Source organism: Christiangramia sediminicola (genome assembly GCF_031344135.1).
In the GTDB taxonomy this organism is placed as follows: Bacteria; Bacteroidota; Bacteroidia; order Flavobacteriales; family Flavobacteriaceae; genus Christiangramia; species Christiangramia sediminicola.
In genome coordinates this window covers 378,936-405,177 of record NZ_JAVJIU010000003.1, presented here as the reverse complement: position 1 = coordinate 405,177, position 26,242 = coordinate 378,936, and the positions used below count along the sequence as shown (strand labels likewise).

Annotated in this window: 25 protein-coding genes and 1 other RNA gene; 17 read left to right on the top strand and 9 right to left on the bottom strand. The window is 36.0% G+C overall.

Annotated features, from left to right (window positions below; all coding sequences use genetic code 11):
- Nucleotides 1–14: 14 nt before the first annotated feature.
- The 3 genes from RE431_RS09115 to RE431_RS09105 all read right to left on the bottom strand — a co-directional run bounded on the left by RE431_RS09115 (nucleotide 15) and on the right by RE431_RS09105 (nucleotide 4,363).
- Nucleotides 15–2,072 (bottom strand): DNA methyltransferase, encoded by a 2,058-nt coding sequence (locus RE431_RS09115; protein WP_309561673.1) that lies wholly within the window; start codon nucleotides 2,070–2,072, stop codon nucleotides 15–17.
- Complete coding sequence (locus RE431_RS09110) at nucleotides 2,072–2,818, bottom strand: hypothetical protein (protein WP_309561672.1); 747 nt, start codon at nucleotides 2,816–2,818, stop codon at nucleotides 2,072–2,074. Before RE431_RS09110 ends, RE431_RS09115 begins: the two co-directional genes overlap by 1 nt.
- A gap of 93 nt (nucleotides 2,819–2,911) precedes the next feature.
- Nucleotides 2,912–4,363, bottom strand: coding sequence for a tyrosine-type recombinase/integrase (locus RE431_RS09105; protein ID WP_309561671.1), 1,452 nt, complete (start codon nucleotides 4,361–4,363; stop codon nucleotides 2,912–2,914).
- Between the two features lie 337 nt (nucleotides 4,364–4,700).
- Between RE431_RS09105 and ytxJ the strand changes: the two genes are divergently transcribed.
- Nucleotides 4,701–5,099, top strand: a complete 399-nt coding sequence (gene ytxJ, locus RE431_RS09100) for a bacillithiol system redox-active protein YtxJ (RefSeq protein ID WP_309561670.1) — start codon at nucleotides 4,701–4,703, stop codon at nucleotides 5,097–5,099.
- A gap of 136 nt (nucleotides 5,100–5,235) precedes the next feature.
- On the opposite strand, the gene fahA is transcribed toward ytxJ, so the two are convergent.
- Nucleotides 5,236–6,525, bottom strand: a complete 1,290-nt coding sequence (gene fahA, locus RE431_RS09095) for a fumarylacetoacetase (protein WP_309561669.1) — start codon at nucleotides 6,523–6,525, stop codon at nucleotides 5,236–5,238.
- 110 nt (nucleotides 6,526–6,635) lie between these two features.
- Between fahA and glyA the strand changes: the two genes are divergently transcribed.
- Nucleotides 6,636–7,910 (top strand): serine hydroxymethyltransferase, encoded by a 1,275-nt coding sequence (glyA, locus tag RE431_RS09090; RefSeq protein ID WP_309561668.1) that lies wholly within the window; start codon nucleotides 6,636–6,638, stop codon nucleotides 7,908–7,910.
- A gap of 58 nt (nucleotides 7,911–7,968) precedes the next feature.
- On the opposite strand, the gene RE431_RS09085 is transcribed toward glyA, so the two are convergent.
- The gene (locus RE431_RS09085; protein WP_309561667.1) at nucleotides 7,969–8,373 is read right to left on the bottom strand and encodes an acyl-CoA thioesterase; all 405 of its coding nucleotides are present in this window, start codon (nucleotides 8,371–8,373) and stop codon (nucleotides 7,969–7,971) included.
- Nucleotides 8,373–9,425, bottom strand: a complete 1,053-nt coding sequence (locus RE431_RS09080; RefSeq protein WP_309561666.1) for a glutaminyl-peptide cyclotransferase — start codon at nucleotides 9,423–9,425, stop codon at nucleotides 8,373–8,375. Before RE431_RS09080 ends, RE431_RS09085 begins: the two co-directional genes overlap by 1 nt.
- A gap of 87 nt (nucleotides 9,426–9,512) precedes the next feature.
- Here RE431_RS09080 and ffs point away from each other — a divergent pair.
- The 3 genes from ffs to fsa all read left to right on the top strand — a co-directional run bounded on the left by ffs (nucleotide 9,513) and on the right by fsa (nucleotide 11,186).
- An RNA gene (ffs, locus tag RE431_RS09075) (signal recognition particle sRNA small type) lies at nucleotides 9,513–9,611 on the top strand.
- 43 nt (nucleotides 9,612–9,654) lie between these two features.
- A complete protein-coding gene (locus RE431_RS09070) occupies nucleotides 9,655–10,476 on the top strand; it encodes an SDR family oxidoreductase (RefSeq protein WP_309561665.1) in 822 nt (273 codons plus the stop codon).
- 53 nt (nucleotides 10,477–10,529) lie between these two features.
- Nucleotides 10,530–11,186: a fructose-6-phosphate aldolase gene (gene fsa, locus RE431_RS09065; RefSeq protein WP_309561664.1), complete on the top strand. Its 657-nt coding sequence runs from the start codon at nucleotides 10,530–10,532 to the stop codon at nucleotides 11,184–11,186.
- Between the two features lie 49 nt (nucleotides 11,187–11,235).
- Here fsa and RE431_RS09060 read toward each other — a convergent pair whose 3' ends face one another.
- Complete coding sequence (locus RE431_RS09060) at nucleotides 11,236–12,648, bottom strand: TlpA family protein disulfide reductase (RefSeq protein WP_309561663.1); 1,413 nt, start codon at nucleotides 12,646–12,648, stop codon at nucleotides 11,236–11,238.
- Nucleotides 12,649–12,818: 170 nt separating this feature from the next.
- Between RE431_RS09060 and RE431_RS09055 the strand changes: the two genes are divergently transcribed.
- Complete coding sequence (locus RE431_RS09055; RefSeq protein ID WP_309561662.1) at nucleotides 12,819–14,444, top strand: ABC-F family ATP-binding cassette domain-containing protein; 1,626 nt, start codon at nucleotides 12,819–12,821, stop codon at nucleotides 14,442–14,444.
- 68 nt (nucleotides 14,445–14,512) lie between these two features.
- Here RE431_RS09055 and RE431_RS09050 read toward each other — a convergent pair whose 3' ends face one another.
- Nucleotides 14,513–16,873 (bottom strand): TonB-dependent receptor, encoded by a 2,361-nt coding sequence (locus RE431_RS09050; protein ID WP_309561661.1) that lies wholly within the window; start codon nucleotides 16,871–16,873, stop codon nucleotides 14,513–14,515.
- Between the two features lie 295 nt (nucleotides 16,874–17,168).
- On the opposite strand from RE431_RS09050, the gene RE431_RS09045 reads away from it, so the two are divergent.
- Nucleotides 17,169–17,531 carry a CoA-binding protein gene (locus RE431_RS09045; RefSeq protein WP_309561660.1) on the top strand — a complete coding sequence of 121 codons (363 nt, stop codon included), beginning with the start codon at nucleotides 17,169–17,171 and terminating at the stop codon, nucleotides 17,529–17,531.
- On the opposite strand, the gene RE431_RS09040 is transcribed toward RE431_RS09045, so the two are convergent.
- On the bottom strand, nucleotides 17,502–18,947 hold the full coding sequence (locus tag RE431_RS09040; RefSeq protein WP_309561659.1) for a sodium:solute symporter: 1,446 nt from the start codon (nucleotides 18,945–18,947) through the stop codon (nucleotides 17,502–17,504). The genes RE431_RS09045 and RE431_RS09040 overlap by 30 nt on opposite strands.
- A 77-nt stretch (nucleotides 18,948–19,024) precedes the next feature.
- Here RE431_RS09040 and recR point away from each other — a divergent pair, with 77 nt between their 5' ends.
- The 10 genes from recR (at nucleotide 19,025) to RE431_RS08990 (ending at nucleotide 26,136) form a co-directional block, all read left to right on the top strand.
- Nucleotides 19,025–19,642 (top strand): recombination mediator RecR, encoded by a 618-nt coding sequence (recR, locus tag RE431_RS09035; protein ID WP_309561658.1) that lies wholly within the window; start codon nucleotides 19,025–19,027, stop codon nucleotides 19,640–19,642.
- Between the two features lie 215 nt (nucleotides 19,643–19,857).
- Complete coding sequence (locus RE431_RS09030) at nucleotides 19,858–21,186, top strand: dihydrolipoamide acetyltransferase family protein (RefSeq protein WP_309561657.1); 1,329 nt, start codon at nucleotides 19,858–19,860, stop codon at nucleotides 21,184–21,186.
- Nucleotides 21,187–21,327: 141 nt separating this feature from the next.
- A complete protein-coding gene (locus tag RE431_RS09025; RefSeq protein ID WP_309561656.1) occupies nucleotides 21,328–22,104 on the top strand; it encodes an exonuclease domain-containing protein in 777 nt (258 codons plus the stop codon).
- Between the two features lies 1 nt (nucleotide 22,105).
- The gene (locus RE431_RS09020; RefSeq protein WP_309561655.1) at nucleotides 22,106–23,062 is read left to right on the top strand and encodes a carboxypeptidase-like regulatory domain-containing protein; all 957 of its coding nucleotides are present in this window, start codon (nucleotides 22,106–22,108) and stop codon (nucleotides 23,060–23,062) included.
- A 16-nt stretch (nucleotides 23,063–23,078) separates the two neighbouring features.
- The gene (locus RE431_RS09015; protein WP_309561654.1) at nucleotides 23,079–23,693 is read left to right on the top strand and encodes a fumarylacetoacetate hydrolase family protein; all 615 of its coding nucleotides are present in this window, start codon (nucleotides 23,079–23,081) and stop codon (nucleotides 23,691–23,693) included.
- A gap of 8 nt (nucleotides 23,694–23,701) precedes the next feature.
- Nucleotides 23,702–24,043 carry an Hpt domain-containing protein gene (locus tag RE431_RS09010; protein ID WP_309561653.1) on the top strand — a complete coding sequence of 114 codons (342 nt, stop codon included), beginning with the start codon at nucleotides 23,702–23,704 and terminating at the stop codon, nucleotides 24,041–24,043.
- Entirely contained in the window at nucleotides 24,040–25,299 is a 1,260-nt protein-coding gene (locus RE431_RS09005; protein ID WP_309561652.1) for a competence/damage-inducible protein A, read from the top strand. Before RE431_RS09010 ends, RE431_RS09005 begins: the two co-directional genes overlap by 4 nt.
- 228 nt (nucleotides 25,300–25,527) lie before the next feature.
- Entirely contained in the window at nucleotides 25,528–25,767 is a 240-nt protein-coding gene (gene rpmB, locus RE431_RS09000; RefSeq protein WP_309561651.1) for a 50S ribosomal protein L28, read from the top strand.
- Nucleotides 25,768–25,796: 29 nt separating this feature from the next.
- Nucleotides 25,797–25,979, top strand: a complete 183-nt coding sequence (gene rpmG, locus RE431_RS08995; RefSeq protein ID WP_011710111.1) for a 50S ribosomal protein L33 — start codon at nucleotides 25,797–25,799, stop codon at nucleotides 25,977–25,979.
- A 7-nt stretch (nucleotides 25,980–25,986) separates the two neighbouring features.
- Nucleotides 25,987–26,136 (top strand): DUF4295 domain-containing protein, encoded by a 150-nt coding sequence (locus tag RE431_RS08990; RefSeq protein WP_084509775.1) that lies wholly within the window; start codon nucleotides 25,987–25,989, stop codon nucleotides 26,134–26,136.
- Nucleotides 26,137–26,242: the final 106 nt, after the last annotated feature.

Here is a 26,242-nt window from a genome sequence, read left to right as displayed (position 1 = left end):
TAAGATTTCCTAAGCTAATACGTGAAATTATCTATTGCTTTTTCTAAAAATAATTTAGCCTCTTCTGGGGGTATATTATTAGTAGAGCACTCAACTAATATTTGTGAGCATAATATAACAAACTTATCACCTTTACTAATCTCTCTTTCAATCTTTTCAAACCTTTTTATATAATTATTTGTCTTAGAAAAGGCTGTTTTAATTATTTCTTCAGATCCTTTACAGTTTGGTGCTTCATTTTTTTTACAGACAAGGATAGCATCAATATTTATAGGATTTCCTGATGCAGTTTTAGGAGTAGCAACTCCCATTTCAGCTTTGATCGGATGAGCTGCGACAATTTCAAAATTAGAATTATAAAGTGCAGAATATATAGATAGCCACCCTTTATAATTTGAATGGTGAAAACTAAAACATAATAAACCACTTGCTTTTAGGACTCTAAACCCCTCTTTAAATATTTGCTCTATTTTATAAGAAAATGAATCTGCATCCCTATCCTGTACTTCTCCTTTATCAGAAGAATCTTTTTTATTGAAATAATTATAGTTGCTGCTAAGTCCTTTTCTTAACCAGGAATAGAAGAAATCACTTAATTCACTGTAGTGGACAAAATCAAAGTAAGGAGGATCAGTTATAATACTATCAATGCTATTATCAGGTATAGGTAATTGGCTGCTGTTACCATTTAATATTAGAAAATCCTTTTCACTCAACTCTGCAAAATTTTCCGCTTGACTAAGCCTTAATTTTCTGCTGCAAACAACCTTCTCAGAGATTATTTTACCATCTTTTTTAGTAAGTTTTATTTCAAAGGGTGTTTCTAAATATTCTTTTGCTTTAAGTAATTTGCTTTTATATAATTTGGAGAAAGAACCACTACTTTTTGAAGTACCCCAAATATTATTTTCCAAAGGTGTTTTTTCTGGATTAAGAATGTGATTAGAAAACATATGTCTAACAGCTCCAGTACCCTCTCCTTTAAAGGAACAGAAAAGATTATTAAATTCTAGAGTGCTACTAAAGAGTGTTATAAATTGTTCTTTAATTCGTTGATCTGGTATTTCTAAAATTCTCCTGTAAAGAATTCCTAAACCTAAAAGTTGTCTTTTGTTAAAAAAATCTGACCATCTAGAATAATTAAATCTTCTAGCTTGATTTGTATTATAACCTTCCCTGACTATTTGATCTGGTATTATTAAGTTGTCCTTTTCTCTTTCAAAATCTTCACAGGCAGTTTTGTATAAATCAAAGTCAAATTTACTGGGTTTTAAATAGACCTTCTCACCATCCTTATTCACTGCTAATATCGCATATAGTTTATGATCTGGGGGATTTGTATTTTGATTAACGAGATTTAAAATTTTATGAGATTTACCCTGAGAATCCAAAACCAAGCTACCTTTAACATTTCCAACTTGAGGATCAAATTTATTTTTGCAAGATGGGCAAACTTCATTAGCGGAGTTATATAAACAGGTAAACACTTCTCCGCAATTCGGGCAAACAACCTTTGACTCAGGTTTTCTTTTAGGGTAAGCGTTTTTGCTAAAAATATAATTTTTAAACAGAGGTATATTTTCGCCATCGGGGGTTGTTACTACTTTTACCCAAAAATAATATAATACATCTGCCTTAGTGCTTTCTTTAGGAATTTCAGTTTTATAGTATGATTTTAATTTTGCTGAAACATCTTTCTCCAGCTTTTTAAATTCCTTATCAAGTTCTTCTTTTGTAGCCCAAGTAAGTCCTTGTTTAACCATATATGAGCTAACAGGATTTATATCGCATCCAATAGCTTTGTAGCCTAATTTAACAGATTCACCTAAGGTTGTTCCAGACCCCATAAATGGGTCAAGTATAATCTTATTACTCGGTTCAAACTTTTTGTAAAATCCATTATAATTAGATTCATTAGCTCCTATAGTAATAGCTCTAAAAACAGAACCTAATCTTTTAGCCCACCATTTATGGATATGATATATTGGTCTATTTATTTCCTTTCTATAACTTTCTCGCTCTGCAATTTGATCAATTAATTCAAAGGGAAAGTCTTTTTCAATTATATTCACTAATCTCTCATTTTAACTAATGGCCCTTCATCTTCTTTTACCCTATATGCTTTAAATTCATGAATTCTTCCAGCATTAGGATTTGGAATTTTATGAGATATTAATTCATTTGTTTCTAAATCGAATTCGTAACTTTTAATTAGTTTATCACATTCTGTTCTTTTCAGATCACCTACTTGTCTAAGTCTATTATCTAAGGCTAAATCCTTTGGAGTAATCAAAGTTATTTGTCCTTCTGTTCCTTCAGTTAAAGCATAAGGAGTGGGGCATACATACATTTTTCTGTCCCTAATCATTATATCTCCATAACTTCCGAATTGTTTTACACTTTTGTTTTTATGTACGTAATCATGGTCTGCATTTAGAAAATCCCCATGACAAATAATTAAATCCATAACAGGATATTTTTTAGGGTCTAGTGGAGTTTTATCATATCTACCGAAAACATAATAAACTTCACGACCATTATGAAAACCTGTGGGAACTTGGCTGTTACTATCATAGTTTTTTATTCTGCCAGGTGTTTGCAAACCTTTTAGTTCAAATCCTACAGTTTCCCTTACCATTTTAAAATCAGGGTAAGTATTTCTGCCAGGTTCATCAAATGGTCTATTAAGAGTCAATAATCTGCTTTTAAACCAATTTTGAAAATGATATTCTTTGTCTTTAGTTGATTCTCTGGTAATTGGTATTCCCGTTCTAATAGCTTTATAGCATAGAGAGAAAACATCGGTAATAATTTCCATTTCAGAAGTAGTTTTATATAACAGCAAAGTAAAGAATTACTTTTTACTTCTATATAGAAATACTTGTTGTATATGGGATCTGAAAAAATTTAGTTATAAATCTAAAGATTGAGTGAAAATCTGTACTACATCCTTACTTTTTTCTGAAGAGATTTGTTTTCTGTAATTCTCAGTTACAGCTAGAGATTTATGCCCCAATTCAATTGAAATATCATGAAAATTAGCTCCTGCTTCAAATAGTCTTTGAGCGAAGACATGCCTAGCCTGATGATTGCTCAAAGGATTTTTTATATTTAATTCTTTTCTCATTTCATTTAAGAAATAATTATTTTTTGTAGCTCTTTTACGAGTTTCACGAATTAGGTTGTTTCCTTTTAAACCACGTAGGAAGGGATATACTCTTTCTGTACTGTAATCGGTTTTAATTGATTTAATTGATGAGGCTAAATATTTATATACATCCTGTTGGACTTGTGGTAGCAATTGTTCCATAGTTTCTATTTTGGCATCTAAATCCTTTTTAACTTTTACCTTAGCACTGTGTTTTTCCGAATCCTCCTGAAATTTGATATAAGCATTTTGAGAATAATTATTAAGAAGGTCTACGGATATGAATCCATCAGGATCTATCTGGCTACTTTCTTGCCTCCAAGCTCTAAGGTCATTAGAAGCTTTCTCAGCTCGTTTTTTATAATAGTGGTAAGTATTTAAGTCAAACTGATTATAGTTTCTTAGAAATGGCACAAGAGACTCTAAAGCCTTAAGAGTTAACTTAGTTTCCTTAATGTTGCCAGTTTTTTTCATTTTAAAACGAATATTCATTCTTTCATGAATTTCCGTAAAGTTATTCCAGGTAAGGTGAAGGAAATCGGATATTCTCATACCTGCTGCGAACATCATAAATTTAAAAGAATGTTGCGTGAGATTTCGATTTTCATCCTCAAAAGTATGGCCTAAAAATTTTTTAAGTTCAGTATCATTTATGACTTGATATCTTGTTTTAGGAATTCTTTTAGTGACATTTTTAAATGGATCACCCTCTACCTCAATAACCTTTTCATCAACTGCCTCCTTTATAAAATATTTAATGACCACAAAATATTCACGTGCTGTTCCTGCTGCATGATGCTCTTGCATATAATTATAAAAAGATCGTGTAAAATCTCTATTGATATCCTGGAATTTTTTGAATTCCCTTCTAAATTCTTTGAGTTTATTTAATGCATTTGTTTTGCTTCTTCTAGTATTGTAAGAGTAGATGCTGTTTATCCTTTTTTCAGAATAATCAATCAGTTTGTCAATTTTACAACCGTAGACTTTTTCGGTTTGAGCCTTCAATAAAGCTTCTTTAATTTTTTGGTTTATTTTTTCAAAAGATGGTTCACCACTAAGTACAATTTCTTTTTTATCGCTCCAGTTTTTAAAATCAATTGTAGCTAAAGTTTTGTAGGTTGCTTTCCTATTCGTAATAGTTTGAAGCTTAATTTTACCTTTGCTAGGGTTTTTATCATATTTATGGCAAACTAATTTATGTGAAGTACTCATAAAAGAAGATTTACCTCTAAGATAATGAATTTTTTGATCTAGTGAAGAACAAATTGTTGCTATGTTGCATTTGTGAAGAACATGATAAATGTTAACACGCTATAATACAGTAGCTTATAAAAATAAATTATTTTATAGTAAAATTATTAAAGTTCATCTATGCTGTTTTTTGGAATTCATATGGCAATAGATATACCATTCGGAATAAATGTCAAAATGACGTATATTATTAAAATATAAGCGACAAAAAGACAGTTTAGTTGAATAGTATTAAAATTTCGTCCGATTTTTTCGTCTATTAAATTTACTTAGATTTACTTTTGCGAAAAAGAGGATTATGGGATTATTTGATAAAATTTTCAATTCTGATAAGAAAGAGGAAGACGCACAGAAAGCTGCAACGCCTTGGATAGACTTGAATTCGATGGAGCAATTAGATGAAATTGAAAAGATCTCAGAAGAGAAAACAGTTGCCATCTTAAAACACTCCACTAGATGCGGAGTAAGCAGAATGGTATTGAGAATGTTTGAATCTGATTATGATCTTGACGAGAATGAACCTGTAGTTCTTTTTTTTCTTGATCTAATAAGTCACCGCAATATTTCAAATGAGATAGCAAATAGATTCAAGGTGCATCATGAGAGTCCGCAGCTTATTGTATTAAAAAATAGGGAAGTGGTTCATCATTCTTCACATCAGTCAATTTCAGCTGATAAACTGAAGGAATTGGTATAATTGAAATTATAGATGCATCCTGAAACGAGTTCAGGTTGATAAGAAAATAATTGAAAATATGGCAAGCTGAATTTATTTCAGCTACTAATAAAAAAAGCCCCGCAAAATGCGAGGCTTTTTTTATGGTTCTTCGAACTTATTTTTTCTTTGGTTGATATACCGGAAGTAATTTTGACCTTACTTCACCAAAACCAATTCTGGAATTACCATTTTGGCAAAATCCTCTCATGATCACCGTATCATTATCTTCAATGAATTTACGTTCAGATCCGTCTCTTAGTTTTAGAGGCTTGCTACCACTCCAGGTAAGCTCCAGCATAGATCCAAATGAATCTTCAGAAGATCCGGAGATGGTTCCCGATGCCATCATATCTCCTGAATTAACCGGACAACCATTCACCGTGTGGTGAGCAAGTTGCTGACTCATGTTCCAGTAAAGATATTTGAAGTTTGATTTTGAAAGCGAATTCTCCTCACCACCTTCTGGCTGAAGGAAAACTTCCAGGTTGATATCAAAACTCTTATCTCCGGAATACTTCAAATAAGGAAGCAATTCTTTTTCAGGTTTCGGGCTGGCTGTTCTAAATGGCTCTAATGCATCCATAGTCACTATCCATGGAGAAATAGATGATGCAAAGTTCTTAGCAAGGAATGGCCCTAGTGGCACATATTCCCATTTCTGAATATCACGCGCACTCCAGTCGTTGAAAAGCACCATTCCGAAAATGTAATCTTCAGCCTCATCTACCGGAATTGGCTCCCCAAGATGGTTGGCATCAGTAGTAATGAAGGCCATTTCCAGTTCAAAATCAACTCTTTGAGATGGTCCAAAAACCGGAGCATCAGAATCAGCTGGTTTTGTTTGTCCTTGTGGACGGTGAACTGGAATTTCCGAAGGGATGATAGAAGAACTTCTACCGTGATAACCTACCGGAATGTGCAGCCAGTTTGGTAACAATGCATTATCTGGATCTCTAAACATGGTTCCGATGTTGGTCGCATGTTCTTTAGAAGAATAGAAATCTGTATAATCTCCTACCTGTACAGGCATTTGCATTTCGATCTCATCAAGCGTAAAAAGCACCGTATTTCTATGGTCCTGATTATCTTTCAGTTTCGTATTATTAGCATCGAAAATATCAGCAATTCGGTTTCTTACCAATCGCCAGGTCTTCTTGCCATCAGATATAAAATCGTTTAAAGTATCCTGTAAAAATATATCGTCAGTTAATGGGATCCCTTCGAAATAGCCCAATTGATGTAGGGCTCCAAGGTCTATCGCGTAATCGCCAATTCTGGTACCAATGGTGATCACATCATCACGGGTAAGAAATACTCCAAAAGGAATATTCTGAATAGGGAAATCGGTATCGCCAGGAATATCCAACCAGGTTTTTCTATTTGGATCGTTAGCGGTAATTGACATAAAAAGTGTTGGTTTTTTGTTAAAATCTAGTTGACTCAAATATATTATTTTCCTGTAATTAACCGAATGTATTTGTTACTTTTACCGAATATTTAACGTAAAAAATTGTGATGCAACGAGACACCCAAGTATTTGATTTAATAGCCGAAGAAAAAGAGCGCCAGTTAAATGGTTTGGAACTTATTGCGAGTGAAAATTTTGTAAGTGATGCAGTGCTTGAAGCTGCTGGATCTGTACTTACAAATAAGTATGCTGAAGGTTACCCCGGAAAGAGATATTATGGAGGATGTGAGGTGGTAGACCAGGTTGAACAGCTTGCTATAGACCGTCTAAAAGAATTATTCAATGCTGAATATGCCAACGTGCAACCACACTCTGGTTCACAGGCTAATACCGCAGTCTTTCATGCCTGTATGAAACCGGGAGATAAATTCCTTGGTTTCGATCTTTCTCATGGAGGACATCTTACACATGGTTCCCCGGTAAATTTCTCAGGAAAACTTTATAATCCTGTATTTTACGGAGTAGACAAAGAAACTGGACTTATAGATTACGATGCAGTTGCTCAAATTGCTGAAAAGGAAAAACCAAAGATGATCATTGCTGGAGCTTCTGCTTATTCCAGAGAGATCGATTATAAGAAATTCAGAGAGATTGCAGATAGCGTTGGAGCTATACTGGTAGCAGATATGGCGCATCCAGCAGGATTAATTGCGAAAGGATTAATTAGTGATCCATTACCGCATTGTCATATCGTGACTTCTACAACTCACAAAACTCTTCGTGGACCAAGAGGCGGAATCATCCTTATGGGGAAAGATTTCGATAATCCTTTTGGAGAAAAACTGAAGAACGGAAACCTGAAAAAAATGTCTACAATGTTGAATTCAGGAATTTTCCCAGGGAACCAGGGTGGACCATTAGAGCACATTATTGCAGCTAAAGCGATCGCTTTCGGAGAAGCTCTAACTGATGAGTTTTTGCATTACATGGTTCAGGTAAAAAAGAATGCGAAAGTTCTAGCACAGGCATTTGTAGATAAAGGTTACGGAGTTATTTCTGGCGGAACTGATAATCACATGATGCTTATCGATCTTCGAAATAAGGATGTAAGCGGAAAAGATGCTGAAGAAGCTCTTGGAAAAGCTGATATCACCGTGAATAAGAATATGGTTCCTTTCGATGATAAGTCTCCTTTTGTGACTTCAGGAATCAGAATTGGTACACCGGCAGTTACCACACGTGGGCTGAAGGAGGATGACATGAAAAAAATCGTAAATCTTATCGATCGAGTAATTACCAATATTGATAATGATTCTGAACTTGAAAAAGTTAAAGATGAAGTGAACGCAATGATGCAGGATCTTCCTCTTTTCCAGATGTAATTTCAATTTTATAAAACAAAAAAAGCCATTCGCGAGAATGGCTTTTTTTGTTTTAAATCTAATGGAGAAAAACCTTTTTCAGTTCTTCTGAAATCTTAACCGGTTTTTTGTTTTCCGCATCCAGCAGACACCATGTGGTTTTGGCTTCTGCAAGTAATTTACCAGTATCAGCATTTTTTATGATCACATGTCTTATGGAAGTTACATGCGTAGTTTCACCCACATAAGTTTGCAGGGAAATATTATCGCCAAGAAAAGCTTCTTTTTTATAATCGATCTCATGCCTTACAACCACCCAGATCACTTCTAATTTTTGTTCGTCTGAAGCCCGGACCTCCCAATGTTCTTCAGCTACATCCTGAACCCATTTTAAATATTCCACGTTATTGACGTGTTTTTGCTTATCGAGATTCTTCTCTTCGACAACCAGTTTCTTCTCGTAAATCTCTGGGTTAATTTCCATTATTTCTCTACGATTTTTACTTCAAAGATCTTATCCCAGTTCTTACCAGTCACATACAATTTATTGGTATTTGGGTTGTAAGCGATACCATTTAAAACATCCAGTTTATTATGCTGAGTAACCTGATCTCTAAGACCAGAAAAATTAATAAGACCTTCTATAGCTCCATTTTCGGGATTGATAATGGCTACACCATCTTTCTGGTAAGTATTTGCGTAGATCTTGCCTTTAACCCATTCTAATTCATTCAGTTTTGTTGAAATTGATTTATGATGAGTTGGCTGAATGTAACTTTGTTCGGTTAAATTTTCAGGATCCAAAATCCAAATCTTTTCAGTTCCATCACTTTTAAAAATCTTTTCACCATTGTTGCATAATCCCCAGCCTTCTTTACTTTGATCGTAACCAAAAGTTCCTGTTTTTTCAAATGTGTCAAGGTCGTAGATGAAACCTTCATCTTCCTGCCAGGTTAGCTGGTAAAGCTTATCATTTAAAATAGTTAAGCCTTCAGCAAAATACTGGTCGTCTAATTTTATCTCTTTTAAAACTTCTCCAGTTTCAAGATCAACTTTTCTAAGTTTCGAGCTACCATATTGCCCGATGCTTTCATAAAGAGTGTCTCCGTGAAATTCCAGTCCCTGGGTGTATGATGTAATATCATGAGGATAGGAATTCACAATTTCAAAAGTATATACTGTAGGTGCTTCCGCATTAAGGATCTTCACATTCTTTGAAAGCGTATCTGTAGTTTCATCTGTGTAAATGATTGCTTTTATGTCTTGATTTCCTAAAAGTACATCCTGAAGTTTGAGATCCAGTTCGCCATTCTTAGAACTATTCAGATATTGATCTCCTAGGTAATAAGAAACTGAATCAATGCTTTTATTTTTACTATTTACGATTGAGGCTTTCAGCGACTCATTCAGATTAAAACTTGATTTATTTTCGTCGATATTTAAAGAAAAATCAGATTTTTTATTTCCATTATTGCTACCGCATGAAAAAAATAAAAAGTTTAAAATAAAGAGTAACAGTAAGTTAAATTTGTTCATGGTGAAATAGGCTTGAAATCACAGCTAAATTAACCAATTCACATTAAAAAAAGCTTGCCAAAAGATACAAAGATTGTATATTTGCACCGGCAAGTCCCACACAACCAGCTCCTGCTGAATCCCCCAGGGCGGGAACGCAGCAAGGGTAAGCGGTCGTAGCGGTGTGATGTGGGTCGCTTGCCATTTTTTGTTTCTACTAATTCCTAAATTTATTGCATATTTGTGCGATATGAAACAAGGGGAATCTTCAAAAAAAGTGGTGCTAATCACCGGCGCTTCTTCCGGAATCGGAAAGTCCATCGCGACCTATCTCAGCAAACAAAATTTTAAAGTTTACGGTACAAGCAGAAATCCTCAGAAAAACTCTGTTGATGGCTTTAATTTGGTTCCATTAGATGTAACTAATGAAGAAACTATAAAGACAGCTATCCAGGAAGTTTATCAGAAGGAAGGAAGATTGGATATTCTTATAAATAATGCGGGTGTCGGGATCACTGGGCCTATTGAAGAAACTCCGGAAAGTGAGATCAAGAAAGCCTTTGAGACTAATTATTTTGGTCCGCTAAATATGATCAAGCATACGCTTCCTATCATGAGAAACCAAAATGGCGGTCTCATTATTAATGTAACATCAATCGCCGGTTACATGGGATTGCCTTATCGCGGAATTTATTCAGCTACCAAAAGCGCACTGGAAATTACTGCGGAAGCCTATAGAATGGAAGTGAAACAATTCGGGATTAAAATGACCAATGTTGCGCCCGGAGATTTTGCGACCAATATCGCCTCAGGAAGATATCATGCACCAGTAACTGCTGGTTCGCCATACGAAGAAGTTTACGGGAATACTCTTAAATTGATGAATGAGCATGTTGATGCAGGTCAGGATCCGGAAATGATGGCGAAAGAGATATTGAAGATCATAAAAACCGAAGAACCAAAAGTTCATTATAAAGTAGGAGAGAGGCTTCAGAAAATTTCAGTAAAACTGAAAAGTCTTTTGCCAGATAAACTCTACGAGAAAATGCTGATGAAGCATTATAAATTGTAATTTTATTACCATCTGAGAACGTATTTCATTAATATTCAAAATAACACACAACTATGAAATTTTTTATCGATACCGCTAATCTTGATCAGATCAAAGAAGCTCAGGAGCTTGGCGTATTAGACGGGGTGACTACAAATCCGTCGCTAATGGCGAAGGAAGGGATCACCGGGAAAGACAATATTTTCAAACATTATAAGAAGATCTGTGACCTTGTTGAGGGTGATGTAAGTGCAGAAGTGATCTCTACAGATTTTGAAGGAATGGTTAGGGAAGGTGAAGAGCTTGCCGAACTTCATGAACAAATAGTTGTGAAGATCCCAATGATCAAAGAAGGAGTGAAGGCTCTTAAATATTTTAGCGATAAAGGAATTAGAACTAACTGTACCTTGGTATTTTCTGCCGGACAGGCATTGTTAGCCGCAAAAGCCGGAGCTACCTATGTATCTCCATTTATCGGAAGGCTGGACGATATCTCTACTGATGGATTAAATCTTATTGCTGAAATAAGACTTATCTATGATAATTACGGTTTTGAAACAGAAATCCTTGCGGCATCTGTGAGACACACTATGCACGTACTGGAATGTGCTAAAATTGGTGCAGATGTTATGACGGGGCCATTATCTTCTATCGAAGGACTTCTGAAACATCCTCTTACAGATATAGGATTAGAGAAATTTCTTGCAGATTACAAGAAGGGAAATCAGTAAGATTTATAAGAGTTAAAAAATAAAGGCTGCCAGAAATGGTGGCCTTTTTTTAATTGTTGATAAATTCCAGAAGGTCATTTTCAAAATCAGGACTACCAAGTTGAATATCTCCACGAACAATATTTCCGGAGCTATCTATAAAGAGAATTTTGTTCAGGTATTTTCTGTAGATCTTTTTGCTGACAGTTCGCTTAGAAAGCTGATATTCCTTGTCCTTGTTATATCCAAAAGTTTCAATAGTCCTTAACCATTCCTCCTTTTCATTCTGATCTATATTTAGCCCAATGAACTCAACTTCAGGATATTTTGTTCTTAAACCCTGAATAATGCTGTGTTGCCACCTGTGGTGAGCAGGAGCGTAAATGGACCACACAAAAGTAACTACGGGTTTTTCTTGAAAATCCTTAAAAGTAGTTATTTCTCCGTTGGTATTATTGTAGACAAAATCTGCGATAGAATTACCTATAAAGTAGCTTCTCTGAATTTCAGCGAGGTTTTTAGCAGACTGAAGGTTACTGTAATCTATTCTTCCTAAAAGGTTCATAACTGAATCCAGACGATTTTGATTTTCAGACATAGTAATGGCCTGTGCCGCTAACCTATCCAGGAATTCATTTTTAAGTGATTCAATTTCTGAAAGTGAATCTATAAGAATAACTCGTCTTTCGATATTTTTAAAACTATTGAGATCAAAACATTTCTTATGATCTTTGTGTTTTTCTGTACAAGCCTCAATAGATTTTGATCTTAAGTAATCATCTATAAGATTGGTATAGACGTAATAATCCTGAAGTTCCTCGTTATTGAAATCTATTTCCTCACGATACTTATTGAAATCTTCGGGAATTTTTTCCGCAAAGCTGTTATAGTACTTTCTGATCAAAAATGTATAACGTTCTCTAAGGTCGTAATATTCATAGTTAATACTAGCCATCGCGATTTCGAGAAATTCATCTGAAAATTCGCTTTTCTCCTGAAGTCTGTCCAGAGTTTTTAACCTGTCTTCTTTAATCGAATCGGTCATTTTTGCAAATTCTGATGGCTCTATCTTATAATAGGTAAGGATGAGATCGTTATTATTCTGATTTTTCAAAAACATGTCTAGCAGGAAATTGCTTTTATCAGCTCCTTCACCACTAAAATTCAGTGATTCATCAAAAGACATCGTATTTAACCAAATTAGAATACTGTCTCCTGGTTCGGTATATAAAATCTGGCTTTCTGGTGGATGTTTAAAAGTATAAATACCACCTTCAAGATTTTCGTAATCTTTTCCGAATTGATTTTTCTCGTCAAGATATAAGGTGTCTATCGTTTCATTTTCACGAGAAATAACGACGTAATCCGTCTCCGGATTGTTAATCTGGCCGCCTATATAAATGGTATCTGAATCGCGGGAGTTGTCTTCACAACCCGTGACCAGCAGAACACAGCATAGACTTAAGTAAAAAAAATACTTCATTTGCAGTATTGGGCCACAGGGCATATCGGTTTGCCCCATTTTTTAACAAATATAGAAGCTGGCCTACGCGAGGCATGTTAAGTGTGAGTTAAAACAAATATTTAAAACGTTAATCTTTCTTAGTAATGTTGAATATAACTACTTTTGCAAAAAATTAATTAAATCAGTTTATGCTTTCAGTATCAAACCTTTCTGTACAGTTTGGAAAACGTGTTTTGTTCGATGAGGTTAATACAACCTTTACTCAGGGAAACTGTTATGGAATTATTGGTGCCAACGGTGCCGGGAAATCAACTTTCTTAAAAATCCTTTCAGGAAAATCTGAACCTACATCGGGACATGTTCATTTAGAACCGGGTAAACGTATGTCTGTACTGGAACAGGATCACAACCTTTATGATGAGTATCCTGTGCTGGAAACGGTGATGAGAGGTAATAAGCCGCTTTTCAAAGTGAAAACTGAAATGGATGCATTATATGCAGATTATTCTGATGAAAATGCAGATAGGATAGGGGAATTGCAGGTTCAATTCGAGGAAATGGACGGATGGAATGCTGAAAGTAATGCGGCCTCCATGCTGTCTAACTTAGGTATCAAAACCGATCTTCATTATTCACAGATGAAAGATCTTGATGGTAAGCAAAAAGTACGAGTACTTCTGGCCCAGGCTTTATTTGGAAGCCCGGATGTATTGATCATGGATGAGCCTACTAACGACCTGGATTATGAAACAATCAGCTGGTTAGAAAATTTCCTGGCTAATTACGATAATACGGTGATCGTTGTATCTCACGATCGTCACTTCTTAGATTCTGTTTGTACACATATTTCTGATATTGATTTTGGGAAGATCAACCATTTTAGTGGTAACTATACTTTCTGGTATGAATCTTCTCAGTTAGCGGCGAGACAAAGAGCTCAGCAGAATAAAAAGGCTGAAGAAAAGAAAAAGGAACTTCAGGAATTTATTCAGCGATTTAGCGCCAACGTAGCTAAAAGTAAGCAGGCAACTTCAAGAAAAAAGATGATCGATAAGCTTAATATCGATGAGATTAAACCTTCAAGCAGAAGATATCCGGCGATAATTTTTGAAAGAGAGCGTGAAGCCGGAGATCAGATCCTGAATGTTGAGAAATTGGAAGCAAACATCGAAGGCGAGACTTTATTCAAAAATATAGACATCAACCTTGCAAAAGGAGATAAAGTAGTGGTTTTCTCAAAAGATTCCAGAGCTACAACTGCTTTCTACGAGATCATTAACGGGAAACAGGATGCTGTGAATGGGAAATACCAATGGGGTGTTACTACATCACAATCGTATTTGCCTGCAGACAACTCTGAATTTTTTGAAAATGACCTGACTCTTGTAGACTGGTTACGTCAATGGGCTACTACTGAAGAAGAGAGAGAAGAGGTTTATATTCGTGGATTCCTTGGAAAAATGCTATTTAGTGGAGAGGAAGCTTTAAAAACCTGTAGAGTTCTATCTGGAGGTGAAAAGGTTCGTTGTATGTTGAGTAGAATGATGATGATTAGAGCTAATGTTCTTATGCTGGATGAACCAACCAACCACCTTGACCTGGAATCTATTACTGCTTTCAATAATTCACTGAAAAATTTCAAGGGAACTGTATTGTTCACCACTCATGACCACGAATTTGCTCAAACCGTTGCAAATCGTGTGATCGAACTAACGCCTAAAGGAGTTATAGATCGTTACTTAAGTTTTGACGAGTACATGAGCGATAAAAACATAAAAGAACAAAGAGAGAAAATGTATGCTGTAGAGGCATAATTTAAATTTTATAGAATTAAAAACCCCGGCAAAGTGCCGGGGTTTTTTTATGGCTAATTCATAAAATCCTAGAAAACTCCGCCTCCTCCAGATTCATCGTTATCACGATTTTTACGTTTTATGGCTCTGTTCTTTCCACCACCAAATCGGTAGGAGAATCCTAAGTAAACAGTTTGTGTTTCTCCTTTAAACCTTCCTCTTTGCTCAAACGGTCTACCATCTTCCACTCTGAATTCCTGAGTATCAAAAACATCGTTGAAATTTAAACTAAGAGTTGCTTTATTATCTTCCAGGAAAGAGTACCTCGCTCCTAGATTCATAAAATACATAGGTTTAACATCTAATTGCAGATCCTGACTACTGCTTCGGTAGAATCCGAAAAGTGAAAAGGTAAGCGCTTCCGTAGCTTTAAAGTTATGGTTGGTTCTAAAAGTAAAAGCTTTGTTATCTACTTCAATAAATTCAGTTCCAACGGCTCCTCTTAAATTTTGTGCATAAAGGTCCAGTCCTGTATTTGTGCTCCACCATTCTGTAAACTTATAATTTGCTGAAAATTCAGCTCCGTAAGAATCGTTAGAATCATAATTGGTGAAAGTAAGCAGGATAGATCCGGGATCATTTTCTTGCGTGGTGAATACCTGGCTTATTTCATCTTCCGTTCTTCTATAGAATATTCCACTGGTAATACTGCCTTTTTTACCAAGATTTCTGGTGTAATTTAATTCAACAGAATTTGTGAATTGAGGATCCAACTCCGGATTTCCGGTTACGGTCAATCTTGGTGAGGCAACTTCCCTGATTGGATTTACCTGCCCAAATCCTGGCCGGTCTACTCTTCTGCTGAAGCTTAACTGGTAGGAATTCTTTTCTCCAGGGGTGTAGCTGATAAATCCTGATGGGTATACTGAAAAGTATTCATCTTCGTAAACCAGTTCACCGTTGTAAACTGCATCTACGTTGAATTGCTCGAGTCTTGCTCCTAATTGATAAGACCATTTTTCAAAATTCTGCCCGAAAGTACTGTAAAAACTATATATATCACGATCATATTGGTATTCGCTGTCAAAGAAATCAGGGTTTGTGGTTACGTAATCATTGTCTGTATCCAGAAGTCGGACTTCTGCACCTAATTCTAATTTCGAGACCTCACTTAGCGGATTCACATAATCAATGTTCCCGGTAAAATTATTTCGGTCCTGGTTCACTATTTCCTGGTATGGTGTAAAATCGAGTTCAGTATTTGCAAAATCTATTGTTGAATTTTCTTCCTCTTCAAACTTATTATAATCCAGCTCAAATTGAATATCGTGACCTTCTTTTTCAAAATCATGGTCATAAAGAAGGTTATAGGCAGCGTTCATGTTATCCATGTTCATATTTAATCGCTGGGTAATATTCATGGAAGGATCGTTAAGGTCTCTTACAGAAATAAATCCATCAGGGCCACCATCGTATAAACTCTGGTTGGTATAAAAGGATAGAGTATTCTTGTCGTTCAAATAATAATCTACTCCAATTTTATATAAATAAGATTCTCTTTCATTATCAACTTTGAATTCCTGCTCGATATCCTGTTCCGGTAGGAAGATCGTTCCACCATTTTCTCTAGGACCAAAATTAGTTCCCAGGTTCGTGTAGAAATTGAACTTTCCTGTTCTATAGTTCATATCAACAGTACCATTGAATCTTGTGTTTTCTCCAACGGTAACTCCAGTATTTAAGTTTCCGTTAAAACCCTGATTCGCATTCTTGTGCAGCACGATGTTGATGATTCCACTCATACCTTCAGGATTGTATTTAGCGGAAGGATTTGTGATAAGTTCAATACTTTTAATAGATGTTGAAGGAATCTGTTTTAGCAATTGAGCCGGGTCCATATTGGTTGGTTTCCCATCAATAAGGATTCTAACATTAGAATTTCCTCTAAGCGAAATATTCCCATCCTGATCTACATTTACTGAAGGTATATTCACCATGATTTCAGAAGCACTGGCTCCTGTAGTCATAAGATCCTTCCCAACATTAATAACCTTTCGGTCTACCCGTTGTTCTATGGTAGTCCTTTCTGCGACTACGACGGTTTCATCGAGCATGGCCACGTCTGGTTCGAGATTTATCTGCCCAATTTGAATATCTGTGTTATTCCTATCAATATGGATATCCTTGTTATAAGTTTTATATCCAATAAATTGTACTTTGAATACGTAATCACCGGCTTTGATATTTTCAATAAGAAAAGTACCGTCAACACTGGAGGTAATTCCAGTTACGAGATTTCCCTGCATATCGTTAACGATGATCGTTGCGTAGGGAATAGGTTCGTTTAATTCCTTGTCCATTACAGAGCCGGAAATTTTTCCAACAGGATCTGTAAATGCCATGCTTATGGCTGAAGTAAAGAGTAAAACTGCGAAAAATAAATGTTTCATTTTTTGATTGATTTGATGATTTATGTTAAACAAGTTACTTTGTATTGCATATTAGATGAGCGCAATACTCCGTAGTTTGATGATCTTGTACTAATATGACGACTGAAAAATATAATTGTTACAGGTTTTCTTTAAAAGAACCTGCATTTCATTCAAGAAATGCAGGTTTTAGCAAAATCACCTTTATTAACACTAACCATCAAAATTAATAAGATGACCCTGCAAGGCCCGGACCTCATTCTAAAGACTTGCTCAACTTATATTTGTTACACTGAATTTTGATTAACTTTGATTTATGGAGAAAAAAACACTCGTTCTGGGAGCCTCATTGAATAAAAACAGATATTCCAATCTTGCTATCAATAGACTAGTCAAGCATTCGCAACCTACAGTGGCTATTGGTTTAAGGGAAGGAACAGTTGATGGAGTAGAAATAAAAACTGAAAAATATCCGTTTGAAGATATTGATACAGTCACTTTATATTTAAATGCTAAAAGACAGAAAGATTATTACGATTATCTCCTTTCATTGAAACCAAATAGGGTGATCTTTAATCCTGGAACCGAAAATCCGGAATTATATGATCTTCTGCGAAAGAATAATATTGCATTTGAAAATGCCTGTACTTTAGTGATGCTTTCTTCTCACCAGTACTAATCCCAGAAAAGTAAGCAGACCATTCAGTATTAAAATAAAGAAACCAAATTCAAATCCGAACCATTTAAGGCTATTAAGGCTAATAATATAGGATAGCACAGGTGCGGCAATAGCAATAATAGGTACCAGTTTATCTTTCACTTTCCAACTGGTAAAGAGACCAAAAGCATAAAGGCCTAATAATGGTCCATAGGTGTAACCTGCAAATTGGAATAATTTATTGATCACGCTTTTGTCTGCGATCGCATATTTGAATACGAGCATAACCAGGATAAGTAATATCGATATCGCCACGTGTATTTGTTTCCTGATCCTTACCTGTTTTTTTTCATCGTATTTCTTTTCGATATCCAAAATATCGATACTAAATGAAGTGGTAAGAGAGGTAAGCGCACTATCGGCACTGGAATAAGCTGCCGCGATCAAACCTAGAATAAAGAAGATGGCAACGGCTAAGCCAAGATTTCCACTGGTTGCTATGGCAGGAAATAGCTCGTCACGAACCTCCGTTACTCCATTTACATCTGCATAATCTGTTAGAAGAACTCCAAGCGCAAGGAATAGAAAATTTACAAAAACAAGCACAATGGTGAACCAGAACATATTTTTCTGGGCGTCTTTCAAACTACGGCAGGTAAGATTTTTCTGCATCATATCCTGGTCCAGGCCTGTCATAACAATAGCTATAAAAGCTCCTGAAAGAAATTGCTTTACAAAATGATCTTTACTTTTCCAGTCGTCAAAAAAGAAGATCTGTGAGTGTTCGCTATCAGCAAGGTATCCGAATAAGTTACTTAGATTAAAACCAAGATCTTCAGAAATGAAATATATTGTTATTCCTAATGCGAGGAGCATAAAGAAGGTTTGTAAAGTATCGGTCCAGATGATGGTTTTAATTCCGCTTTTAAACGTGTAGAGCCATATCAGCAGAATAGTAATTGTTACCGTTGCATAATAAGGAACGCCCATAGCATCAAAAACAATAAGCTGAAGAACATTAGCAACAAGGAAAAGCCTGAAACTTGCTCCAACTACCCGTGATAAAAGGAAAAACGAGGCACCAGTTTTATAGGATGCGTTTCCAAATCTACTTTCCAGGTAGGTATAAATAGAAGTCAGGTTCAATTTATAATATAGCGGAAGTAGAACCTGCCCGATCACTGCATAACCTATCGTGTAACCTAAAACAACTTGGAAATAGCTGAAGGAATCACTATCTACCGTTCCTGGAATAGATATAAAGGTGATCCCGCTCAAAGAAGCGCCAATCATCCCAAAAGCTACAAGATACCATGGCGCCTGTTTATTTGCCTTGAAAAATTCAGCATTACTGCCGCCACGTCCGGTGAAATATGAAATCAAAATGAGAACTGCGAAATAAGCAGCTATAAGGATGAGGACTTGGTATGGTTGCATAAATAGTGATTCTGCGGAGCAATTTACAAATTAAGCTTTAAGTAATTTCATCCGCCGAAAAAATCATAAATTCGCGTATGGATTTTTCTTCAAAGTTACTGGAGCAGGCCGTAGATGAAATGTCACAATTGCCTGGAATAGGAAAGCGAACTGCTTTGAGGCTCGTATTGCATTTACTAAAACAGCCTGAAGAGCAAACCGAAAACCTTGCGAAGGCTCTTCAGGGTTTAAGAAAGAATATCAAACTTTGTAATAATTGCTATAATATTAGTGATACTGAACTTTGTGAGATCTGCGCAAATACATCTAGAGTTTCGGAAATTGTATGTGTGGTAGAAGATATACGTGATGTAATGGCGATTGAAAATACCGGGCAGTATCGAGGACATTATCATGTTCTGGGTGGCAAGATCAGTCCGATGGATGGAATCGGACCCTCGCAGCTCACTATAAAACCTTTGATCGAAAAGGTTAAAGCAGGAAAGATCGAAGAGATCATATTTGCATTAAGTAGTACCCTGGAAGGGGATACCACTAATTTCTACATTTTTAAACAGCTTGAAGGCAACGGAATAAAAACTTCAACGATCGCCAGGGGAATATCTGTGGGGGATGAATTGGAGTATGCTGATGAGGTTACTCTTGGTAGAAGCATTACTAATAGAATTCCTTTCGAGAATTCCATGAAAGGGTAGCTGGCACTGCTATTTCAGATAAGAAAAGCTTTAAAAATTCCTGAAACTTTTTCAATTCCGTACTTGAAATCGTAATTTTAGCAGATAATTTTATGGGTTGTTCCGCTATAAAAAATTCAGTAAAAATCAATTTTATTGATTTTTTAATATTTAACAAGCGGTATTTTGATTAAATTCGCAACTCAAATAACAAAAATCACATCTGATTTAAAGATATGGCAAAATTTGAATTGAAATTACCTAAAATGGGTGAAAGTGTTGCGGAAGCAACTATAACTAGCTGGCTTAAAGAGGTTGGAGATACGATAGAGATGGACGAGCCGGTTCTTGAAATAGCTACAGATAAAGTAGATAGTGAGGTGCCAAGTGAAGTTGACGGTAAGCTTATTGAAAAACTTTTTGAAGCAGATGATGTTGTAAAAGTTGGCCAAACCATTGCAATTATAGAAACCGACGGTGAAGTAGAAGGTGGTAGTGAAGATGAAGATTTAAATGAAGAACCGGCAGAGGCTGCTCAGGTTGAAGAAACTGTTCAGGTAGCTCAGGATACTGCTTCAGCAGGAAATACAGATGATAATTATTCAGATTCATCAAGATTCTATTCTCCTTTGGTAAAGAATATTGCTAAAGAAGAAGGAATTTCAGTTTCAGAATTAGATCAGATTGAAGGCACTGGAAAAGAAGGTCGTGTTACTAAGAATGATATTTTAAATTATGTAGAAAATAGAGGATCACAACCTCAAAAATCTTCAGCATCTTCTGGAAAATCTTCAGACACTCAAAAAATGGCTGATAATGTTCCATCGCAACCTGAACCAATTGTGTCAGGAGAAGATGAGATCATTGAAATGAGCCGAATGGGTAAAATGATTGCTCACCACATGGTGGATAGTGTTCAGAAATCTGCGCATGTTCAAAGTTTTATTGAAGTTGATGTAACAAATATCTGGAACTGGAGAAACAAGCATAAAGCCGAATTCCAGAAGAAAGAAGGTGAAAAACTAACGTTTACCCCGATTTTTATGGAAGCTGTGGCTAAAGCCATTCGTGATTTTCCAATGATCAATATTTCGGTTAACGAAGATGCGACCAAGGTGATAAAGAAAAAGAATATCAATCTAGGTATGGCGGCAGCGCTGCCAGACGGTAATCTTATCGTGCCGGTTATTAAAAATGCAGACAGGTTAAATCTTGTGGGGATGGCCAAGGCAGTGAACGATCTTGCTAACCGTGCAAGACAAAATAAATTAAAACCAGACGATATTCAAGGCGGTACTTATACTGTAACCAATGTTGGAACTTTTGGTAGCATTATGGGAACTCCAATTATCAATCAGCCACAGGTAGGAATTCTTGCTTTGGGAGCAATTAGAAAGATGCCTGCAGTGATCGAGACACCAGATGGAGATTTTATTGGAATTCGTTATAAGATGATCCTTTCTCATAGTTATGACCATAGAGTTGTAAACGGAGCATTAGGTGGGCAGTTTGTACAGCGAGTTGCGCAATACCTTCAGGATTTTGATAAGGATAGAGAAATATAAATCATGAAAATGGATTAAGATACATAAAGCCACGTTTTGCGTGGCTTTTTCTATTTTTAACTTTCATTTCCATTCTGAATTCTTAAGTTTATTATCAAACCGAAATATCAAATTATACTAACTTTGCCGAAATTTTAAAATATGGATCTTAAGCTTACCAAGCCTATTTGTTTTTTTGACCTAGAGACTACCGGGACGAATATTTCTAAGGATAGAATCGTTGAAATCGCCATTCTAAAAGTATATCCAAACGGTAATAAAGAAAGTCATACCTGGCTGGTAAACCCGGAAAGGGAGATCCCCGCAGAGGTGATCGCAATCCATGGAATAACAAATGAAAAAGTAGCTAACGAACCAACATTCAAACAACTTGCTACCAAAATTCATGATCTTATCAAAGGTTGTGATCTTGGAGGTTATAACTCTAACCGTTTTGATATTCCGTTGCTTGTTGAAGAATTATTGCGAGCCGATATAGATTTTGAAATGAAGAATGTAGTAGCGGTAGACGTGCAGACGATTTTTCATAAAAAAGAACAGCGAACATTATCTGCAGCTTATCAATTTTACTGCGGAAAGGAACTTGAAGGAGCTCACGGTGCCGAAGCGGATACAGAAGCAACTTATGAAGTTCTGAAATCTCAGCTGGATAAGTATGAAGATCTTGAAAACGATATGAAGTGGCTGGCAGATTTTAGTTCCAGAAGAAAATTTGCCGATTTCGCCGGATTCATCAGCTTTGATAAAAAAGGAAAGGAAGTATTCTCATTCGGAAAATATAAAGGAAAGCACGTGGAGCAGGTTCTTGAAGATGAACCTGGTTATTTTGGTTGGATTCAGAATGCAGATTTTCCATTATACACCAAAAAAGTACTTACCGCAATCAAGCTTAGAAAGCTGAATAATAAACTTTCGTAGCTTGAAAAAGATCAGTGTCCTTCTATTTTTATCAATATTACTGTGCAGTATCAATATTTCTGCCCAGGTTATTACGGTACGAGGCAAGATCACTAATAAAAAAACTGAAGAGCCTTTACCATATGCGAATATCATTTTCGAGAACTATGGGATGGGAGCTTCTACAAATCAAAATGGTGAATTTGGATTTTCAATTCCAGATTCGTTACGAAATGAAAATATCGTAGTTTCCTACGTAGGTTTTGAAAAAGAAAAGTTTTCTATTTCGCAGGTTCTTAGAGATGGAAAAATAAAACTTACGCCTAAAGATGAAAATCTGGATGAGGTAAGGATATCTCAGATCCTCGAAAAGAAAAGATATGTTTACCGCCCTGAGAACCTATATGAATCAATGGGGATCGGGAACATGAATGCAGCACTCTATCCTTCTACGATTGCACGTTATTATCCAAAACCAGAAAAATTTGAAGGAGATAGTTTCTTCGACTATATCCAGGTTTATTTTTATAATGTTAGAGAGCAGAACCATCTAGCACCTAAATTTAGATTACACATTTATAAAGTTCAGGAAAATGGTATGCCAGGTGAAGATATTCTGGATAATATGGTCTTGGAAAAATCTCCCTTCGAAACAAATATGAAGGTTGAGCTCCTTGATAAAAAGATCAGGGTTCCTGAAGAAGGTTTCTTCGTTGGTCTGGAACATATATTCATTAAAACAAATGAATATAAGGAAGTGAAAGATTACTATATGAATGATACTCTGGTCGCCAAGGATTATGAAAATAAACGCTATGCGCCGGTTTACAGAGGAGTTTTTACAGATAAGTCTGATGATTTGAAAGTCTATTATTATGAGCCGGGAGGTTGGGTAGATATTTCAGCCTGGGACATAAAGGGAGATGTTTCTGAGAAAAGTTATGTAGCGCCGGTTTTCAAGATCAGGCTTACTAATTAATTAATATTTATTAGCTATGAAAATTATTTGTGTAGGCCGTAATTATACCGATCATATAGCTGAATTACAGAATGAAAAGCCGGAAGATCCTGTAATCTTTCAAAAACCGGACACTTCTATTCTTTTGAAGAAGCAACCTTTCTTTATCCCAGATTTTTCTAATGATGTGCATTATGAAGTCGAGGTTCTGGTTAAGATCAAAAGGATAGGAAAGCATATTCAGGAGAAGTTCGCCCATAAATATTACGATGAAATTGGTCTGGGAATAGACTTTACAGCAAGGGATCTTCAGCAAAAACTTAAAGAAAAAGGCTTACCATGGGAAAAGGCAAAAGCCTTTGACGGGGCAGCGGTTGTAAGTAATAAGTGGTTGGATAAGAATGAATTGGGTAATGTTGATGATCTTGATTTCAAACTTATGAAAAATGATGAGATCGTACAGCAAGCGAATACCTCACACATGCTATGGAAAATTGATGAATTAATTGCTTATATTTCGAAGTATTTCACCCTAAAGATCGGTGATATCATATTTACAGGAACTCCCGCCGGAGTAGGGAAAGTATCTCCCGAAGACAGGTTAACCGGATTTCTTGAAGAGAATAAAATGTTTTCGATCAAAGTAAAATAACCAACTGAATGAACAGCTATAATCTTGATGAAGTAAAAGAAATGGCAGGCGGGGATGAGGAATTCATGCTCGTGGTAGTGCAAACTTTTCTTGAAGAAATTCCGCCAGATGTGGCATCTATGAGTGAAGCTATTGGAAACGACAATCCATCACTTGCATATCAGTACGCGCATAAGATGAAGCCAAATCTTCAGCTTTTCGGACTGAATTTAATGGATCAGATAAAGATCATAGAAGCCTGGTCTAAACAGGGTGAGCGCAAGGATGAGGTTCCTGGTGCTGCTGAAACCATTTCAAAGAAGGTTGATGTAGCGGTGATCGCTCTTAAACGAGATTTTGAGTTAGAATGAAAGCTGAAATAATCACAATCGGGGATGAAATTCTCATCGGTCAGATTGTTGATACCAATTCAGCATATATCTCCAAAGAACTTAATAAAATAGGTGTAAGCGTTCACCAGATAACTTCCATTCAGGATGAACGTGAACATATTCTTCAGTCGCTTAAAGAAGCTTCTGAAAGGGTAGATATTATAATTGTAACCGGTGGTCTTGGGCCAACGAAAGATGATATCACTAAAAAATGCCTGTGTGAATTCTTCAATGATGAACTGGTTCGCAATGAAAAGGTTCTAAAACATATAGAGTATTTATTCGATAAATACATCGATACACCAATTTCAGATCTGAACAGGGATCAGGCTCTGCTTCCTTCAAAGGCCATCGCCTTGCATAACGAATTTGGTACGGCAGCAGGAATGTGGTTTCAGGAAAATGGAAAAGTATTTGTTTCTATGCCCGGCGTACCTTATGAAATGCGTGGGCTAATGGAAAGAGAGATCTTGCCTAGACTTATAAAAAACTATTCCAGGCCTATAATTTTACATAAAACGGTAATTACATTAGGACTTGGAGAAAGTGCTATTGCCGAGAAGATCGAATCATGGGAAGATAACCTTCCTAAGGAGATCAAGCTGGCCTACCTTCCAAACCTGGGTAGGGTAAGGTTGAGGTTAACTGCTAAAGGAGAAAATGAGGAAGCGTTGAAAAATTTAATAGACGCTGAGATCTTAAAATTGCACCAGATCATTGGTGATATAATTTACGGTTATGAGGATGATGATCCCGTAGAAGTTGTAATTAGTAAAATGCTTGTTGAAAAAAACTGGACGCTTTCTACCGCAGAAAGCTGTACGGGTGGGAGGCTGGCCTCTAAATTTACCAGGGCGCCGGGATCTTCAGCAAGTTTTAAAGGAAGTGTGGTAAGTTATTCCACAGAAGCTAAGTCTGAGATTTTAAACGTTCCCAAAGACCTTATAGAAAAGCATTCTGTAGTTAGCGCTAAAGTTGCTAAAGCTATGGCATTAGGGGCTCAGCAAAGATTTCATACAGATTTTGCGATATCTACCACAGGTAACGCCGGGCCTACCAAAGGAGACAGTGATGCAGAATTGGGTACCGTTTTTATTGGTGTAGCTACGCCTGCAGGAGTAGAGGCTTATCAGTTTAATTTTGGGAATCATCGCGAAAAAGTGATTGGGAAATCAGTGAACAAAGCGATGGAATTACTTCAGGAAAATATCATAAAATTGAGAGGGGATATTTGATAATCAGGTTCTTGCTTGTAAAATATCTGAATTTAGGTGCAAATACTCTTGATTTATATGAATTAAAAATCTTATTTTTGCAGCCGCGAAAGCCCTGAGACAGGAGCTGAACGATAAATTGAGGAAAATATTTTAGGGCTAAAATATTTTTTTTGAATTAGTTGCCTGTTAGGTAAAAAAATCGTTAATTTGCAGCCTGTTTTGAAATAACGAGAAAAGTATAGAGCAATGTCAAGAGTTTGTGAACTTACCGGGAAAAGAGCAATGGTTGGGAATAATGTTTCTCACGCCATGAATAAGACTAAACGTAAATTTAACGCCAACCTAGTTAAAAAGCGTTTCTTTCTTCCTGAAGAAGACAGATGGGTAACACTTAAAGTGTGTACGTCTGCATTAAAAGATATCAATAAAAAAGGCATTACTGCCGTAATTAAGGAAGCTAAAGCAAAAGGATTTCTTCAGAAATAATCCTTAGCGGCACCTAAAAATATTTCACAATGGCAAAGAAAGGTAACAGAGTTCAGGTAATCCTAGAATGTACAGAGCATAAGACATCTGGTCAACCAGGTACTTCAAGATATATTACTACAAAAAATAAAAAGAATACACCGGATAGAATCGAGTTGAAGAAATTCAACCCAATTCTAAAGAAAATGACGGTTCATAAAGAAATTAAATAATTGAGTCATGGCAAAGAAATCAGTAGCATCTATTCAAACAGGATCTAAAAGATTAACCAAAGCGATAAAAATGGTTAAATCTGAGAAAACCGGTGCCTACACTTTTGTAGAACAAATCATGGCTCCGGAAGACGTAAACGACTTTTTGAAAAAGTAAGAATCGTTCACAAACGATTTTAAATAATCTTTAAAAGCCGTCCTGGATTTAATCTGGACGGCTTTTTCTTTTTATGTATATTTATTGCCGTTTTAGAAGGTTCTTA

Excerpts from the sequence above, each read along its gene's own strand:
- RE431_RS09105 (WP_309561671.1), bottom strand. The coding sequence starts at position 4,363 with ATGAGTACTTCACATAAATTAGTTTGCCATAAATATGATAAAAACCCT.
- RE431_RS09005 (WP_309561652.1), top strand. The coding sequence starts at position 24,040 with ATGAAAGCTGAAATAATCACAATCGGGGATGAAATTCTCATCGGTCAG.
- RE431_RS09070 (WP_309561665.1), top strand. The coding sequence starts at position 9,655 with ATGAAACAAGGGGAATCTTCAAAAAAAGTGGTGCTAATCACCGGCGCT.
- ytxJ (WP_309561670.1), top strand. The coding sequence starts at position 4,701 with ATGGGATTATTTGATAAAATTTTCAATTCTGATAAGAAAGAGGAAGAC.
- fahA (WP_309561669.1), bottom strand. The coding sequence starts at position 6,525 with ATGTCAATTACCGCTAACGATCCAAATAGAAAAACCTGGTTGGATATT.
- RE431_RS09030 (WP_309561657.1), top strand. The coding sequence starts at position 19,858 with ATGGCAAAATTTGAATTGAAATTACCTAAAATGGGTGAAAGTGTTGCG.
- RE431_RS09025 (WP_309561656.1), top strand. The coding sequence starts at position 21,328 with ATGGATCTTAAGCTTACCAAGCCTATTTGTTTTTTTGACCTAGAGACT.
- RE431_RS09045 (WP_309561660.1), top strand. The coding sequence starts at position 17,169 with ATGGAGAAAAAAACACTCGTTCTGGGAGCCTCATTGAATAAAAACAGA.
- RE431_RS09110 (WP_309561672.1), bottom strand. The coding sequence starts at position 2,818 with ATGGAAATTATTACCGATGTTTTCTCTCTATGCTATAAAGCTATTAGA.
- RE431_RS09015 (WP_309561654.1), top strand. The coding sequence starts at position 23,079 with ATGAAAATTATTTGTGTAGGCCGTAATTATACCGATCATATAGCTGAA.
- RE431_RS09080 (WP_309561666.1), bottom strand. The coding sequence starts at position 9,425 with ATGAACAAATTTAACTTACTGTTACTCTTTATTTTAAACTTTTTATTT.
- RE431_RS09085 (WP_309561667.1), bottom strand. The coding sequence starts at position 8,373 with ATGGAAATTAACCCAGAGATTTACGAGAAGAAACTGGTTGTCGAAGAG.
- glyA (WP_309561668.1), top strand. The coding sequence starts at position 6,636 with ATGCAACGAGACACCCAAGTATTTGATTTAATAGCCGAAGAAAAAGAG.
- RE431_RS08990 (WP_084509775.1), top strand. The coding sequence starts at position 25,987 with ATGGCAAAGAAATCAGTAGCATCTATTCAAACAGGATCTAAAAGATTA.
- RE431_RS09050 (WP_309561661.1), bottom strand. The coding sequence starts at position 16,873 with ATGAAACATTTATTTTTCGCAGTTTTACTCTTTACTTCAGCCATAAGC.
- rpmB (WP_309561651.1), top strand. The coding sequence starts at position 25,528 with ATGTCAAGAGTTTGTGAACTTACCGGGAAAAGAGCAATGGTTGGGAAT.
- recR (WP_309561658.1), top strand. The coding sequence starts at position 19,025 with ATGGATTTTTCTTCAAAGTTACTGGAGCAGGCCGTAGATGAAATGTCA.
- RE431_RS09055 (WP_309561662.1), top strand. The coding sequence starts at position 12,819 with ATGCTTTCAGTATCAAACCTTTCTGTACAGTTTGGAAAACGTGTTTTG.
- rpmG (WP_011710111.1), top strand. The coding sequence starts at position 25,797 with ATGGCAAAGAAAGGTAACAGAGTTCAGGTAATCCTAGAATGTACAGAG.
- RE431_RS09010 (WP_309561653.1), top strand. The coding sequence starts at position 23,702 with ATGAACAGCTATAATCTTGATGAAGTAAAAGAAATGGCAGGCGGGGAT.
- RE431_RS09060 (WP_309561663.1), bottom strand. The coding sequence starts at position 12,648 with ATGAAGTATTTTTTTTACTTAAGTCTATGCTGTGTTCTGCTGGTCACG.
- RE431_RS09040 (WP_309561659.1), bottom strand. The coding sequence starts at position 18,947 with ATGCAACCATACCAAGTCCTCATCCTTATAGCTGCTTATTTCGCAGTT.
- fsa (WP_309561664.1), top strand. The coding sequence starts at position 10,530 with ATGAAATTTTTTATCGATACCGCTAATCTTGATCAGATCAAAGAAGCT.